Source organism: Ensifer sp. SSB1, from assembly GCF_016652895.1.
Taxonomy (GTDB): Bacteria; Pseudomonadota; Alphaproteobacteria; order Rhizobiales; family Rhizobiaceae; genus Ensifer.
Window position 1 is genome coordinate 19,143 of sequence record NZ_JAEPRP010000052.1, and the last position, 14,735, is coordinate 33,877.

The 14,735-nt window shown below is 61.9% G+C and carries 17 protein-coding genes; 9 read left to right on the forward strand and 8 right to left on the reverse strand.

From position 1 onward, the window contains the following. Positions 1–54: 54 nt before the first annotated feature. Together I8N66_RS15035 and I8N66_RS15040 are read right to left on the reverse strand one after the other, a co-directional pair. Complete coding sequence (locus tag I8N66_RS15035; protein ID WP_291154820.1) at positions 55–1,233, reverse strand: MFS transporter; 1,179 nt, start codon at positions 1,231–1,233, stop codon at positions 55–57. A 315-nt stretch (positions 1,234–1,548) separates the two neighbouring features. Further along, the gene (locus tag I8N66_RS15040) at positions 1,549–1,965 is read right to left on the reverse strand and encodes a DUF2000 domain-containing protein (protein WP_291154821.1); all 417 of its coding nucleotides are present in this window, start codon (positions 1,963–1,965) and stop codon (positions 1,549–1,551) included. 131 nt (positions 1,966–2,096) lie between these two features. On the opposite strand from I8N66_RS15040, the gene I8N66_RS15045 reads away from it, so the two are divergent. After that, complete coding sequence (locus I8N66_RS15045) at positions 2,097–2,582, forward strand: Lrp/AsnC family transcriptional regulator (RefSeq protein ID WP_291154823.1); 486 nt, start codon at positions 2,097–2,099, stop codon at positions 2,580–2,582. 16 nt (positions 2,583–2,598) lie between these two features. Here I8N66_RS15045 and I8N66_RS15050 read toward each other — a convergent pair whose 3' ends face one another. Continuing rightward, entirely contained in the window at positions 2,599–3,504 is a 906-nt protein-coding gene (locus tag I8N66_RS15050; protein ID WP_291154824.1) for a LysR family transcriptional regulator, read from the reverse strand. A 129-nt stretch (positions 3,505–3,633) separates the two neighbouring features. Here I8N66_RS15050 and I8N66_RS15055 point away from each other — a divergent pair, with 129 nt between their 5' ends. The 4 genes from I8N66_RS15055 to I8N66_RS15070 all read left to right on the forward strand — a co-directional run bounded on the left by I8N66_RS15055 (position 3,634) and on the right by I8N66_RS15070 (position 6,465). Further along, the gene (locus tag I8N66_RS15055; protein ID WP_113539093.1) at positions 3,634–4,113 is read left to right on the forward strand and encodes a carboxymuconolactone decarboxylase family protein; all 480 of its coding nucleotides are present in this window, start codon (positions 3,634–3,636) and stop codon (positions 4,111–4,113) included. 59 nt (positions 4,114–4,172) lie between these two features. Then, positions 4,173–4,925: an SDR family oxidoreductase gene (locus I8N66_RS15060; protein ID WP_291154825.1), complete on the forward strand. Its 753-nt coding sequence runs from the start codon at positions 4,173–4,175 to the stop codon at positions 4,923–4,925. A 51-nt stretch (positions 4,926–4,976) separates the two neighbouring features. After that, positions 4,977–5,384 carry a cupin domain-containing protein gene (locus I8N66_RS15065; RefSeq protein WP_113539091.1) on the forward strand — a complete coding sequence of 136 codons (408 nt, stop codon included), beginning with the start codon at positions 4,977–4,979 and terminating at the stop codon, positions 5,382–5,384. Between the two features lie 70 nt (positions 5,385–5,454). Next, positions 5,455–6,465, forward strand: coding sequence for a mechanosensitive ion channel family protein (locus tag I8N66_RS15070; RefSeq protein WP_291154826.1), 1,011 nt, complete (start codon positions 5,455–5,457; stop codon positions 6,463–6,465). On the opposite strand, the gene I8N66_RS15075 is transcribed toward I8N66_RS15070, so the two are convergent. Next, the gene (locus I8N66_RS15075; protein WP_113539089.1) at positions 6,448–6,936 is read right to left on the reverse strand and encodes an Rrf2 family transcriptional regulator; all 489 of its coding nucleotides are present in this window, start codon (positions 6,934–6,936) and stop codon (positions 6,448–6,450) included. The two genes, I8N66_RS15070 and I8N66_RS15075, sit on opposite strands and share 18 nt — an antisense overlap. Positions 6,937–7,056: 120 nt before the next feature. On the opposite strand from I8N66_RS15075, the gene I8N66_RS15080 reads away from it, so the two are divergent. Both I8N66_RS15080 and I8N66_RS15085 read left to right on the forward strand, forming a co-directional pair. Then, positions 7,057–7,638 carry a hypothetical protein gene (locus I8N66_RS15080; protein WP_291154828.1) on the forward strand — a complete coding sequence of 194 codons (582 nt, stop codon included), beginning with the start codon at positions 7,057–7,059 and terminating at the stop codon, positions 7,636–7,638. Positions 7,639–7,647: 9 nt separating this feature from the next. Next, positions 7,648–7,971: a M23 family metallopeptidase gene (locus tag I8N66_RS15085; protein WP_291154829.1), complete on the forward strand. Its 324-nt coding sequence runs from the start codon at positions 7,648–7,650 to the stop codon at positions 7,969–7,971. A 30-nt stretch (positions 7,972–8,001) separates the two neighbouring features. Here the strand turns inward: I8N66_RS15085 and I8N66_RS15090 are convergent, their stop codons facing one another. Beyond that, on the reverse strand, positions 8,002–9,273 hold the full coding sequence (locus tag I8N66_RS15090) for a GGDEF domain-containing protein (RefSeq protein WP_291154830.1): 1,272 nt from the start codon (positions 9,271–9,273) through the stop codon (positions 8,002–8,004). A 186-nt stretch (positions 9,274–9,459) separates the two neighbouring features. Here I8N66_RS15090 and I8N66_RS15095 point away from each other — a divergent pair, with 186 nt between their 5' ends. Both I8N66_RS15095 and I8N66_RS15100 read left to right on the forward strand, forming a co-directional pair. Then, complete coding sequence (locus I8N66_RS15095) at positions 9,460–10,026, forward strand: methylated-DNA--[protein]-cysteine S-methyltransferase (protein ID WP_291154831.1); 567 nt, start codon at positions 9,460–9,462, stop codon at positions 10,024–10,026. 306 nt (positions 10,027–10,332) lie between these two features. Continuing rightward, the gene (locus I8N66_RS15100; RefSeq protein WP_291154832.1) at positions 10,333–11,106 is read left to right on the forward strand and encodes a response regulator transcription factor; all 774 of its coding nucleotides are present in this window, start codon (positions 10,333–10,335) and stop codon (positions 11,104–11,106) included. Here the strand turns inward: I8N66_RS15100 and I8N66_RS15105 are convergent. From I8N66_RS15105 to I8N66_RS15115, 3 genes are all read right to left on the reverse strand, one after another. Further along, positions 11,075–11,344 carry a transposase gene (locus tag I8N66_RS15105; protein WP_275025267.1) on the reverse strand — a complete coding sequence of 90 codons (270 nt, stop codon included), beginning with the start codon at positions 11,342–11,344 and terminating at the stop codon, positions 11,075–11,077. The genes I8N66_RS15100 and I8N66_RS15105 overlap by 32 nt on opposite strands. Before the next feature lie 96 nt (positions 11,345–11,440). Then, positions 11,441–12,868, reverse strand: a complete 1,428-nt coding sequence (locus tag I8N66_RS15110; RefSeq protein WP_291154834.1) for an HlyD family type I secretion periplasmic adaptor subunit — start codon at positions 12,866–12,868, stop codon at positions 11,441–11,443. A 19-nt stretch (positions 12,869–12,887) separates the two neighbouring features. Next, positions 12,888–14,603 carry a type I secretion system permease/ATPase gene (locus I8N66_RS15115; protein ID WP_291154835.1) on the reverse strand — a complete coding sequence of 572 codons (1,716 nt, stop codon included), beginning with the start codon at positions 14,601–14,603 and terminating at the stop codon, positions 12,888–12,890. Positions 14,604–14,735: the final 132 nt, after the last annotated feature.

Consider the following 14,735-nt stretch of genomic DNA (forward strand, 5'->3'; position numbering starts at 1 on the left):
AGAAGCCCCGGCCGAAATCGGTCGGGGCTTTCGCGTTACCTATCGCGATCGCCGCTACGCGCGGCTGGCAGCTTGCTGGGTGTCCTGCGCGCTCACGCGCGCGGCGGGCTTGAGCCGTCCGGTCAAGAGCAGGCTGACAGCGAGGAAGGGAACGAGCACGCCGAGGCCGAAGCGCATGTCGCTGTGCTCGGCAATCAGGCCGATGAGCGGCGGTCCGAGCAGGAAGCCGAGGAGTGCGATGAAAGACAGGATGGCGACGCTGGCGGCCGCCGGCCGGTCGGTCTGGTCGGCGGCTGCCGTGACTGCGAGCGGGAAGCCGACGGAAACGCCGAAGCCCATAGCGGCAAAGCCGAGAAGCGCTGCCCAGGCGACGGGGCTCACCACGACCAGAACCAGGCCGGCAATACTGGCGACGCCGCAGGCGCGCGCAACCGCTACCGGTCCGTAGCTCGCCTTCAGCGGGTCGCCGGCGAAACGGCCGGCCGCCACCATGAAAGCAAAGATCGAGTACCCGAAGCCGGCACTGGCACCGGAAAGTCCGAAGACATCGCGCAGGAAAACCGCCGACCAGTCAGCCACCGCGCCTTCGGTCATGGTGATGCCGACGACGAAGAAGCAAACGCCGAGCAGTGCAAAGCTTGGCAGTCGTCGCCTTGACGGTGCCGCCTGCGCAGCCGTCGCCTCCCCGGTTTTGAGGAGGGGCAGTTTCCTGGCGAAAAATACGCTGATCGGCAGCATGACCGCAGCCGTCAGCGGTACGGCCCATTCCGGCGCCACATGGAGCGCGGCGAAGCCGACGCCGATCAGGCTGCCGGTCATGATGCCGAGGCTCCAGAAACCGTGGCAGGTGCTCATGATCAGCTGTCCGGAGTGCTTCTCGATTGCGTCCGCTTCGACATTGAGACCGAGCTCCAACGTTGCCAGCGCCACGCCGACGATGGCGAGTGTCAGGAATAGCACTTCGATGTTCGAGGCCCAAGTCGGCAGCCAGACGAGGGCCAGAAAGACGACGAAACCATAGAGGATCGTGGCGCGACCGCCGATCCAGGCAACGAATCGGCCGGCAAACGGCAGTGTGAGGAGGATACCGACCGGCATGCCGAGAAGCGCGATCGCGAGGTCGGCGGGGCCGAGGCCGAGCCGCTGCTGCACATCGGGAATGCGTGGCAGCCAGGCGCCGAAGGCGATCGGTTGAAGGAAGAAGATCAGCATGATGAGCCGTTGATTGGTCATGCGTATTGTTCCCCGATAGGTATCGTATCGCGCGATCCAGCCTCGGCAGCGGCTAAAACCGTGGAGCCGATGCGGCATCTGATGGAATTCTGATATTCTGAAAATCGTTTTCAGAGCTTGTCGTGCGGGGCAGCTGTCGTCAAGGCAGGAAACAGTCGCAAAGCGGGAAAGCTATGTCTTTCCGGTTGAATGGCCGGCAGTGTTGCGAATGTGTCGCCACCAATCGTGGTATTGGTCTGGTCGCGATGAAAAAAATATACACGCCAAGCCGGAATGTCCCGCTCCACGGCCTCCCGTGCCGTTCCGGAACGCGCCTCAGCGCAGCAGTTTCAAGGATCCTGTCAGCGATTTGACCCACTTGGAAGCGCCGGCCAATCCGATGCCGTCGATCGTTTCGGCAGAGAGATCGCGTTCCGGAAACTGTGCCTCATAGTCCGCATAGCTGTGCAGCGAGCGCGCAAACGCCGGAAACGGCACGACGATGCGGTCTTTCTCTTTCGGCAGCGCCCTGAGCAGCAACACGCCGATCGTCTGGCTGTCGGCCTGGAGGATCGGAACGGGCCGGTTGGAACTGATATCGATCGTATTCTCTCTGTTGTCTGTAAGTCGCCGATTACCAAGATCAGGCATCGCCGAGCCGATGCCGATGGATATCGCCGCGATGGTGTTGGCGAGATGGCCCGGCGGCAGCTCCGGATTGACGATGATGGCGAGGCGGATGTCGTGAAGCACGGTGGTCTATTCCTTCTCGGTTTGTCGATGGGGAGAATAGACCGGTCGCCCGGGTAAGTTCTTTCGGATGTTGCGACGAAATGCGCATGTGAGGTAGCATCTACCTGAGAATAAAGTGAATGAGGTAGAGTATGCCTACAACGCTGACGCCTGCGGATGTGAAGATTTTGACCGCGCTGCAGAATGATGGTCGCTTGAGCAATCAGGCGCTTTCCGACGAGGTCGGCATGTCGACCTCGCCGTGCTGGCGGCGCGTGCGCCAGCTTGAGGATGACGGCGTCATTCAGGGCTATATGGCGGTGCTGAACCGGAAGGAAATCGGTCTTGGGGTGCTCGCCTTCATCCGCGTGAAGATCGACAGCCATACGGAGGCGGAGGCCGATGCCTTTGCCGGCGAGGTGATGAAGCTCGACAGCGTCGTCGCCTGCTACAGCATTGCCGGCGACGCGGACTTTCTTCTTCAAGTCGTTTCGTCCGACCTCGATTCCTATTCGGATTTCGCCATGAAGGTCGTACGGCGGTTGCCCTGCATCAAGGAGATGCAGACGACCTTCGTGCTGAAGGAGATCAAGACCTTCAGCGGTCTCCCGTTGCGCGCGACGTCCGGGCAACGTTGAACGAGGCGTTGCTCGGTCAGGAGGCGGACGCCATCAACGGGTCTTCCCGAATGACCTGCACGAGGAAGTCGAGAACGGTTCTGACACGCAGCGGCATGTTCCTGCGTGACGGATAGACGACGCTGATCGGCAGGCGCCCCGGCGGAAAGTCCGGCATCACGTTCACCAGCCTGCCTGCTTCGATGTCCGGGCAGGCAAGGATATGTGAAAGAATGGCAAGGCCGCTTCCCGCCAGGACGGCGCGATGCACGGCCACGGCGTTGTTGGCGACGAGACGCGGTGCAATGCGCACGAAGACATCATCGGATCCATCGGAAAAGGTCCAGGAGCGTCCGTCTCCGGCGCGGCTATAGCAGATGCACTCGTGCCCCTCGATCTCGTCCGGCGTTTTCGGCGTGCTTCGTCCGTCGAGATAGCCGGGTGCGGCGACGAGGAAGGCGGTCGTCCAGCCGATGCGTCGGCACATCAGGCTGCTGTCCGTCACGGGGCCGAGGCGCACTTCGAGATCGATACCCTCGCCAACCAGGTCCGATGGCTCCTCACGGAAGATCAACTCGACCGAAAGGCCGGGATGACGCGCGAGAAAAGCGGCGAGCCGATCGCTGACATAAAGGCCGAGCGGGGCGGGTAGGGTCAAGCGGACCCGGCCGGCAACCATGGCCGTTTCGGTGCATGAGGCTTCGTTGAGGGCGTCGACCGCTTCCACCACCCTGAGCGCCATCGGGATCATGTGTTCGCCCTCGGCGGTAAGCGCCAGCGCGTTTGTCGTCCGGTGGAGGAGGCGCGTGTTCAGGTACTCCTCAAGCGCCGACACTTGCCGCGAGACGGCCGGTTGCGTCAGGTTGAGGTCGAGCGCGGCGGCGGAAAACGAACCCGTCTCCGCCACGCGCAGGAAAGCTCTCAGCGCTGAGACGATGTCCATCGGGTCCCCCAAACGTTTCGACATAAGCCTTATGCGTCGAGTGTATGCCCGTTGCGCTTTACTGTCCAGATATTAAGGATATCTTGTATCCATAAGGATGCCAAATATCCTTAATAACGGAGCGACCCCATGACACAGCGCCTGAACTACGCACAGCACTCACCCGATTTCTTCAAGAAAATCTCTGACCTGAGCCTCAGCCTGAGGGACAGCGTCATCGAACAGAAAATCCGCGACCTCGTGAACATCCGCGCCTCGCAGATCAATGGCTGCGCCTTCTGCGTCGACATGCACGTGAAGGAGGCGAAGATCCACGGGGAGAGCGAACTGCGCCTCTATCACGTCGCGATCTGGCGTGAATCGAACCTCTTCATCCCGCGCGAACGTGCAGCGCTTGCCTGGACCGAGGCGCTCACGAAACTGCCCGAAGGCGGCATTCCGGACGAGCTTTACGAGCGTGTCCGTGGCCAGCTTTCGGAGAAGGAAATCTCGGATCTCACCTTCTCCATCATGGTCATAAATGCCTGGAACCGCGTCAGCATCGCCTTCAAGTCCGTGCCCGGTTCGGCCGACAAGCTCTACGGCCTCGACAAGGCCGGACTGAACTGACCGCTATCCCAGAATGATTGAGCGCTGCGGCGCAACGGCCGCAGCGAATGGAGGATCCCATGAAAGTCGTCATCATCGGCGGAACGGGCCTGATTGGCTCCAAGACAGTCGAACGCCTTCGCAAGCAGGGTCACGAGGTGATCGCCGCCTCTCCGAACACCGGCGTCAACACGATGACCGGCGAGGGCCTTGCCGAGGCGCTTACCGGTTGCGAGATCGTGATCGACCTCGCCAACTCGCCCTCTTTCGAGGACAAGGCGGTGCTCGAGTTCTTCGAAACCTCCGGCCGCAATCTGCTTGCCGCGGAAAGGTCTGCCGGCATCAAACATCACATCGCGCTTTCGGTCGTTGGCACCGAGCGGCTGCAGGAGAGCGGCTACTTCCGTGGCAAGCTCGCCCAGGAAAGACTGATCAAGGCGTCCGGCATCCCCTACACGATCGTGCATTCGACCCAGTTCATGGAGTTCCTGGGTGGTATCGCGCAATCGGGAGCGGTCGGTGACACGGTGCGCTTGTCGCCGGCCTACGTGCAGCCGATCGCCTCCGACGACGTCGCCGACGCGATGGCCGCCGTCGCACTGGCTGCTCCCGTCAACGGTACGATCGAGATTGCCGGCCCCGAGCGCTCGCGCCTCAGCGACCTCGTTGCCCGCTATCTCAAGGCCAGCGGCGACAGCCGCAAGGTCGAGCCCGATCGTGAGGCGCGCTATTTCGGCGCCCTGCTGGAAGACGGCTCGCTCGTCTCCGACAACAATCCGCGTCTTGGCCGGATCACCTTCGAAGAGTGGTTCGCGACGGCGCCCCGCAAGTGACAGCACTATGCGCCGCTCGGCGCCTTACCCAGCCTTGAAAGGATATTCGACATGATCAAGTCTCTCATCGCCGCGCTCGCGGTCAGCGCAACATTGTTCGGCAGTGCTGTTGCCGGTGACGCCGCCAAAGTCACACTGGTCTACGAGCACGAGTTGCCGAACGTTCCCGGCAAGAGCATCAAGGGCGTTCTGGTGGAGTACGGGCCTGGCGGGTCTTCAGAGGCACACACCCATCCGAGCACGGCCTTCATCTATGCGACGGTGCTGGAAGGCTCGATCCGCAGCCAGGTTAATGACGGCCCGGTCAAGGTCTACAAGGCTGGCGAGAGCTTTTCCGAGATGCCCGGCGATCGGCACGGCGTCAGTGCCAATGGCAGCGAAACGGAGCCCGCCAAGCTGCTTGCGGTCTTCGTCGTCGATACCGCCCAGAAAGAACTCACCTACCCGATGACGAAGTGATGCATCGGAAGGGTCGGGTGCCGATCGCGCAGCCGGCCCTTCCTTGGGGGTGCAACCGTTGGAGCCTGCCATGTTTGCCGAACACCTGCCGTTGCCGTTGCTGCTGATCAACCTTCTCGGGGTCACCGGCATAGCCGTCTGGCACTTGCAGGGGCGTGGTCGCCCGACGGCAAGGCTGATCGTTCAGATCCTGTTCTTCACGGTGATGACCGCGGTCCTCATCCTGGCCGGGATCATGCCGCACAGGAGCGATGATCAGCACCTCCAAGGTGCAGCGGCCTTGCTGGCGACGTCGGCGCGCGTGCTGTGGTGGACGCATCTAGCCTGGTCCCTCATCGGTTTCGTGCGCATCTACATCGTTCTTGAAAAGCGGCCGCAGGAGGCACGGCTGCTGCAGGATCTGATCGTCGTCGTCGTCTATCTCGGCGTGTCGCTGTCGGTCCTGGGCTTCGTCTTCAAGGCGCCGATCGGCACGCTGGTCGCAACCTCTGGCGTGGTCGCCATCATCGTCGGCCTCGCGCTTCAAAATACGCTCGGCGACGTGTTCTCCGGCATCGCCCTGACACTGGGGCGGCCTTTTGCCATCGGTGACTGGATAACGCTTGGCGACGGGACGGAGGGCCGTGTGATCGAGAACAACTGGCGCTCGACCTTCCTGCTTACCGGTGCGCACAATGTCGTTGTCCTGCCGAATAGCGCGCTCGCCAAGGTCGGGCTCACCAATCTCAGCCGTCCTGATGAAACGCATCAGATTCCATTGCCGATCCGCGTAGAGGCAAGCCACTCGCCGAAGCGCGTCGAAGAGGTGATGCGCGCGGCGCTGCAGGATTGCGCCCGTATCGTGCGCGATCCGCCACCGATTGTCGCCCTCAAGGCGATCGACGCCGTGGCGATCGAGGTTGAACTGCAGTTTCGCGTCAGAAGCCCGGCGGAACGGACACCCGCACGCAACGAGGTGATCGCGCGCGTCCACGACCGATGCCGGCAAGACGGTCTTTCGCTGGCATTGCCAGCGCAGGCATACTTCTACGCTTCCCCTGCCGAGGTGGAGGTCAGGCCTCGTTTATCCAGCGCGCCCTAGTACCCACTCGAAACTGCGCTTCCAGAGGTCTGACGGAATTTCCTTCGAGAGAATGTCGATCAGGTCGGACAAGCGCACGCTCCGCAGCTTGTCGCGCCAGGCCTCGTCCGCCTCCCACATGATGCGCGCCACCGCGCACGGCGTGCTTTCGCAATAGCCCGGTGCCCGACAGGGATTGTTGGCCCTGATGTTGGTGCAAACGAAGGTTCTCGACTTGCCCTCGACCGCCTCGACGATATCGAGAAAGGAAAGCTCGGCCGGCGGCTTGGCCAGTCGATACCCGCCCGACGGACCGAGGGTCGTGTGGACGAGCCCGGCTTGCGAAAGGCTCTGCAGCGCTTTCGAAAGATACTCCTTGGGAAGCCCGTGGAACTCCGCCAGCGCCTTGGTTGAGAGGTAGCGGCCTTCAGGCAGGCCGGCAAGAATGGCACAACAATGCAATGCCCATTCGACTTGGCTTTTGAGAATCATGTGTTCGTCCGGCAGATGCCAATGCGTATCTATTAAGGATAAAAAATATCCCTATTCCACTACCGTGTAAACAGTGCCGAACCCACATGAGGAAACGCATTGCGCGCAAAGGGAGGTTTCATGATCGCAATTGTCGGTTTTATGTCGGTCCTTTGTATCGCGCTGCCGCTTGCCTTCAGTTGGCGCCTCTGGCGCCTTGACGAGCCCACGCGCCTTGGCTGGTTTCTGGTGTTTGCCGAAAGCGTCGTGCTGATCTCGCTGGTCATGCTCCTTGGTCGCTGGGACATTGCCGGGCTGTGGACCGGCCTCGCGCTTGCGGTTCTTGCCATCATCGCGGCTCTAGCCTCAGCGGTGCGGCACGCGGGCCGACCCTGGCTCTCCGGGGATCGCGGGGCGCTGTGGCGCAGTCTTGTCCCGACCATCGCCTCGCTGGGCGTTTTCGGTGCGGCGCTCGCCTATGTCATCGGGGGGATGTCCGTGCGCGATGATCCCCGCGACCTTTCGTTTCCGTTGACGGGTGGGCGCTTCGTCGTCGCCCAGGGTGGCGGCATAGGGATCCTCAACCATCACAGCGACCACCCGGCGCAAAGGCATGCCCTCGACATTACGGCCGTCGATGCCGCTGGCATTCGTGCCCTGGGGCTGCTGCCCAAAGATCCCCGGGATTACGCGATCTTCGGGAAAACCGTGATCAGTCCTTGAGAGGGAGAAGTGATCGCTGCGGTCGATGGACTGCCGGATCTGTCGCCACCTACGACCGACGGGAACAATCCAGCCGGCAATCACGTGATCCTTGCCTGCGACGGCATGCAGGTGGAACTTGCGCATCTGCGCCAGGGAAGCATTGTTGTTTCGGCCGGAGCGGCTGTATCTGCCGGCACCCCGATCGGTGAGGTCGGCAACTCCGGCAACAGCACCGAGCCGCATCTGCATATCCATGCCGTCGATGGCCGATCCGGGCGCGCTGTTCAAGTCTCCTTCGACGGGCGTGTCGCCGTTCGCAACTCGCAATTCGACCGGATGCTCGATTTCTGAGAAATCTGCGGTGACAGCGCCGATCGGCAGTCAGGATACGTTCGGCGCTCTTGGTGCCGTGCCACCCCTTGAGGTTTTCAGCGAAAACAGCGCCGTCGCTGCAGTGCCGCCGTTGGCAAGTCCGGTGGAGAAACGAGGGACGCGGTCCGCATCCATTGACCAAACGGCGTTTCGTCCGGCGGTCTTCGCCGCATACAGAGCCGCGTCGGCGGAAGAGATGAGCGCGTGTGAATCCTCGTGCCCTTCTGCGAAGGCGACGCCGATGCTCACGGTTGCTGACAGGACGCCTTTGGCCGTGCCGAGCCGGCGCGCTTCGAGCGAGGTGCGAATGCCGTCGGCGATGGCGAGCGCGCCCAACCGGTCCGCGTGGGGCAGGCAGGCGGCGAATTCCTCGCCGCCGAAGCGTGCGATGAAAGCGTCAGCGGGCACGGCCCTGGAAACGATCTCGGCAAATTCGACCAGCACCTGGTCACCGGCTGCGTGCCCAAAGCGATCATTGATCGCCTTGAAGTGGTCGATGTCGAGATAGAGCAGTGCTCCTTTTGCCGAGCCCGCGGCGAGATGGGTATCAAGCTGCGTGAGGAAGGCGCGCCGGTTCGGCACGCCCGTCAGGGCGTCGGTTTCTGAGGCAAGCTTGTAGCGCTGCTGCGTTCGCTCCTTCACCAGCGCGAAGAAGGCGAAGCCGCCGGCGAGACTGTGAAAGAACAGCTCGAAGGTCAGAAGTTGATACCAAAGCGGCTGTGCGGTTCCCGCCGCCGTATTGCCTGCGAGCGGCCCCAGCACGATCAGCGGAATACGGGCGAGATAAAGCGCGCCGTGCGTGGCGAAAACGAAGGCGACGATATAGGAGCTCGGCAACCGGCGGAAATACTCCGATCGGAAGACCTCGAGTGCGATCAACGCAGAATAGGCGAAGATCAGGATCGAGTAGAGGATGATCCTGCTCGTGACACTCTCGCGGACGTACTCAGAGAAGTAGGTCACGGCGATCCAGAGAAACGGTCCGAGAAGAGCGGAGGCGACCTTCAGCGGCTGATTGTCAAAGGCGCGCAGGCCGAGCCAGATCATGGCAAGGGCCAGCACCGCGAGCGCATTGCCGAGCGAAATGGTGATGAAGCTGTAGCCGTCGCCGCGCAGCGTCAAAAGCACGAAACCAATCGCGCCGATGGCGAAGGCCGAAGACCATAGAAGCAGTTCGAAGCTCTTGCGCTCCTGCCGCCAGGCAAGGCCGAAGAAAACGGCGAAGATCACCAGTGTCACGAATGAACTGAGCATGATCGTCGGGGTATGCAGGATGTCCACCGTCGTCTCCTGATGTTCGCGCGGAACCTTGCCTTGCAACCGTAAAGCTTTCGCAAATGGCGACTCTCGCGACGATGCGCGCCGCTGACCAAGCGCTGGTCTCGACGGCGTCGGGGCAGGAAACGGGTTGAATTTGAGCCGCGCAGGCACGATTTTGATGACAGAGACATGAGGGAGGCCAGGCAGATGGGCCAGGCAGCACATCGCTATTTCATCTTCGAAACCGCGGCCGGCTTTTGCGGCATTGCCTGGAACGATGTCGGTATCACGCGTTTCCAATTGCCGACCCGTACGGCCGAGGCAACCGAACGGCTCCTGCTGAAGCGGCTGTCCTCTGCCGAGTCAGCTCAGCCGACACCCGAAATTCGGGAAGCGGTGGAGGCGGTCCAACGTTACTTTGATGGCAAGGAAGTCGACTTCACCGGCTTTGCTGTCGATCTGGATGGGCAGGACGAGCTTTTCCGGCGCATCTACGCCGCGACACGCGCGCTGCGCTGGGGGCAGACGACCACCTACGGGGCGCTCGCGAAAGAGCTGGGAGCCGGACCGGAGGCGGCGCGTGATGTCGGGCAGGCCATGGCCAAGAATCCGGTTTCCCTGATCATTCCCTGTCACCGAGTGCTGGCCGCCGGCGGCAAGATCGGCGGTTTCTCTGCGCCCGGCGGTTCCACCACCAAGACCCGCATGCTGGAGCTGGAAGGGGTACATCTGGGGCAGCCACCCGAACCGACGCAGCAGTCCTTCGGTTTCTGAGGACATTGCCGACTGCGACCCGATGCTTTCCGCTGCTGCTGAAGCAATGATTGCGCCCTTTGCGTGCGCTTCGGTGTTGGCTTTGGCTTATGGTTGCGCTTCTCTGCTCTCTTCCCGAGAGGTTCTCAGGTTCTCTGCTCAAGATATGTTACAAGTTCCGCGGGAGTTATCGCAACTTCCTAGTATTTTCAATTGGTTAGAGAAGCAGCCCGATCGGATTAATTCTGATTTTCTCATGACAGACTATCAGAACGGAAATATTTTAGGCGTCGCTAACTTGTTGCAAACGAATCCTGGGGGTGACGCATGTCCATCAGTTCAGGAACGCCGTGCCGCAAGGACCGTACGCCGACCGGAATCGTCATAGAACATCAGACGTTGGTACGCAGCGTCATCGTCGCCGTTCTCGAATACGAACTCTCCGGTTGGAATTTTATCGATATGGTCTCGACCGACAGCCTTGACCAGGCGCTCGGTTACGACGTGCGTTTGATTGTGCTGGACCTGAGTGCGCGAAACGACGGCGGGTGTTATTTGCATGGCGAGCTTGCGGAAATCCGCAAGCGTTTTCCGGAAGTGCCGGTTGCGGTGCTCTCGGACACCGACGACAAGGCGACCGCGGCCGATGTCCTCAAACTGGGGGTTCGCGGCTTCTTCACCACGTCCTTGCGGATCGAATTGGCGCTTGCCGGTTTGCGGTTGGTTCTTGCAGGCGGCATCTTCTGTCCAGACCCGCTTGCCGCGCTTACCGATTGTGCCGCCGTTGCACGCCAGAGTGACAGGGCGCAGATCAGCGCCTATCGAGGCGAGTTGGTGCTCGCCGACTTCACGCCGCGCGAGGCGGATGTCCTTGCCGAGTTGCGCTGCGGGTCTTCGAACAAGGTGATCGCAGGCAAGCTCAATCTTTCCGACCATACGGTGAAAATGCATCTGCAGCACATCATGCGCAAATTACAGGTGCAGAACCGCACCGAGGTCGTGGCCCTGCTTGCCGACCGGGGAACCGCCGGCAACGGTCATGGTGTCGCCACCAACGGCAGCAGCGTCGTCAACGTGATGTCTTTTCGAGCATCTCGCTAAGGGTTGCTGCCGTCAGCATGGCCTCGGCCAGCAGCCTCTTGAGCTTCTGATTTTCCACTTCGAGCGCCTTTACGCGCTCGGCGTCGAAGTTGGGCCCCCTGCTTTGCAGTGATTGCCACCGGTAGAATGTCGGCTGGCTGATGCCGTGCCGGTGGCAGACATCGGCGACGGTTGCACCGTACTGATGCTCCTTCAGGATCTCCAGGACTTCGTCGTCATTGAACTTACGTTTGCCCATCGCGGCTGTCCTTCGGGGAACCGACTGGCACATCTGATCGCGGGGTCGAAAAATCGAGCCCATGTGGTACGCCGACGGCGTTCCGCGGGGCATGATTCAGTTCTCGCGAAATGCGGTGTTGAAACTGTCAATCAACGGACGCAGCGCATAAAGCGCCACGCTGCTCGTACCGGTCTCAATCATGGCCCGCACCGGCATGCCCGGGACCATTTCCACGCCCGGCAAGTGGCCGAGCCGCTCATCGGTAACGCGGATCGTTGCGGCGTAGTAGGTGTGGCCGGTCATCCGGTCGACCAGATTGTCGGCGGACACATAGGAAACCGTGCCTTTCAACAGCGGGACCCGCCTCTGGTTGTAAGGAATGAGATGAACCTGAGCCTCGAGCCCGGCGTGGACCTGGGCGATGTCTTCCGGCTTCACCCGTGCTGCCACGACCAGTGCACCCGCGTCCGGCACGAGGTCGGCCAGCGGCTCTCCGGCGCCGATGACGCCGCCTGTCGTATGGACACGCAGGTCCATGATCACCCCGTCGTCGGGCGCCCGGATCTCGGTTCTTGCCAGTTGATCGTCTATGGCGCTCAGCCGTTCACGCAGCTGAGCCAACTGGTTCTCCGTGTCGCGCAGCGTGAGCGCGACTTCATTCAGTCGGTCGCTGCGCAGCTTGACGATGTAGGACTGCGACTCGCTGATCACCTGATGGGCACGAGAAATGCGTGCGGAGACTTCGCCGATCTGGCCGCCGATGTCGGCCTTCTCCCGTGCCAGGACGAGGGCCCGGCTTCGCCGTTCGAGGCCCTTCTCGGTCAACGCCGAGACGGTCTCGAGTTCCTGGCGCGATATCGAGCTTCTTTCAATCAGGGAGGCCTTCTGGGCGCTCAGCCCGGCGACTTCCTCCAACACTTCCTTGATCTTCTGCTGCGTGATCACGACTTCGGACTGCATCACCTGGCGCCGTGCGTCGAATATGTTCTGCTGTCCGTCGAGGATGTCATGGATCACCCGGTAGTTGCCGGCCTGCTCCACGAGATCAGGCGGAAAGGTGACGTGGTCCGATCCCTCCCGCTCGGCCGTCAGTCGCGCCTGTCGCGCCTCAGCATCCCAGAGCTGGCCGCGAAGGTTATCCCGCTCGGATCGCGGCTTCGTATCGTCGAGCTTGATCAGCACCTGGCCGGCAGACACGGCATCGCCGTCGCGGACAAGGATCCGCCGGACGATCCCGCCTTCGAGATGCTGGATGGTCTTGCGGTTCGCTTCGGTCTCGACGACTCCGGACGCGATCGCCGCGCTGCTGAGCGGTGCGAGAACCGACCAGATGCCGAGGCCGAAAACGAAGAAGCCGATCAGCAGGTTTCCCGTCCAGGCGACATGCCGCAGCCGCGACATCGGCGAGGCTTCGGCAAGCGTCATAGGCAGGATGGCAGCGACGGCCGTCGCGGGCTGGGTGCCAGCGTTGCCCTTGGCGTCCAAGGCATAGCCCACGATTTCTGTTCCGGGTCGGGTCAGGTCGGATTTGATGAGCTCCATCGTTGTCGCGCCTCCCTTCTCACGTGCCGGCTCGAGCTGGTGGGTGCAGATAGGTATCGAAGACCCAGTCGCTGTCGCCGAAGGCTTCGATCGTGCCGTTGCGCATGATCGCGATCTTGTTGGTCACGGGCAGAATGCCCATGCGATGCGTGATGATGATGACCATCATCCCCATGGCGCGCATGCGGGTGATGGCCGCAAACAACCGGCGTTCGCCGTCATAGTCCAAGCTGGAATTGGGGTCGTCGAGCACGACGAGCGCGGGATTGCCGTAGACGGCGCGCGCCAGTCCCAGCTGTTGCCGTTGGGCGCGAAGCAGGGTTGCACCGCCGTCGCCGATATCCGTCTCATAGCCCTGCGGCAGTTGCATGATCGTATCGTGCAGTCCGACGAGCTTTGCCGCTTCGATGACCTTGCCGACGTCGGTTCCATCGAGCCGGCCGACGACGTCTTTCACCGCACCGCCGAAGAGTTCGATGTCCTGCGGCAGGTAGCCGATATGCCGCATGCAGCCACCGAGCCGGAGGGTGGAGATATCGACACCGCCGAGCAGGGCGCAGCCGATGGTCGTCGGCTGGACGCCCGCGATGATGCGGCCAAGCGTCGACTTTCCGGAGCCGGATGGGCCGATCAGTGCAAGGCAGTCGCCCGGTGACAGCCGCAAGGTGACGGAATTCAAGATCTGGCGGTTGCCCGAAGGAAGCGTGTAGCCGACGCGCTCAAGCACAAGGCCGCCCGCTTCGGGAATTGGTATCGTGCGGGCACTGTCCTGCGCGGCGATCGATATCAGCATCGTGTTGATGCGATTGTAGGCGGCATAGGTGAAGGCGACAGCGCGCCATGCGCCGATCGCGCCTTCGATCGGTGCAAGTCCGCGGCCGAGAAGCAGGCTGGAGACGAAGATGATGCCGGGGTTTCCACTATCCTCCACGACAAGCCATGCGGCCGACCCCATCATCAGGATCTGCGCCAGCATGCGTACGGACTTCGAGAGTCCGAGAATGGTCTCGGTGCGCTTCATCGCATCGTCTTGCGCCTGTCGTGCAGTTTCAGCGTCGCGGTAGACGAGTTGAGCGGCGCCGTTCTGCATGTTCATCGCGCGGATGACCTGGATGTACCGCAGCGCGGTCGCAAAGCGCATATGGCTGCGGGAAAGCGCCAGGTTCGCTTTCATCAAGGGCTGGCGGGTCGAGAGCTCGGTCACGATGGCGAGCGCAAGCAAGGCGAGCGCGGTGAAGAGCCCGATGGTTCCGAGCAAGGGGTGGACGAGGAACAGAAGCAGCAGGAAGATCGGCGCCCAGGGAATGTCGAAGAGCAGCGAACTGGCCGGGGCGTCGAGGAACTGGCGCAGGATCGACAGGTCCCGGTAGCAGTCGTTGGCGAGACCCGTTTCGGCGCGGGCTCCGTATTCGAAACACGCTGTCAGCACGACGGGCCGCAAGCGATGATCCAGCCAGCTGCCGATCCGCGACAGCGCGGCGCGCCGCACGATATCAAGGATCGAGCCGACCAATACCGCCGCGGAAATGATGAGCGTCAGCATGACCAGCGTGTCGACGCTGCGGCTCGACATGACGCGATCGTAGATCTGCAGCAGGTAGATGGAGGGCGCCAGCAGGAACAGGTTGTAGGCGCAGCTATAGAGAAAGACCAGCAGGAACGCCCCCGTGCAGGCCTTGAGTGCCACGACCATGTGGGTTGGAGAATGCTGCGCCCCTGTCGGATTCGTCGTCATTATCGGATCTCGATCGGATCGGCGTGATCGATGATGCGGTCGGCTTGGTTGCTTCAGGTTTCCTTTGCTTGGGCTCGATCCGTGGCCAAATGCAACTCAAAGGTCCCGTAGCGTTTCTTGCGCGCCGCGACA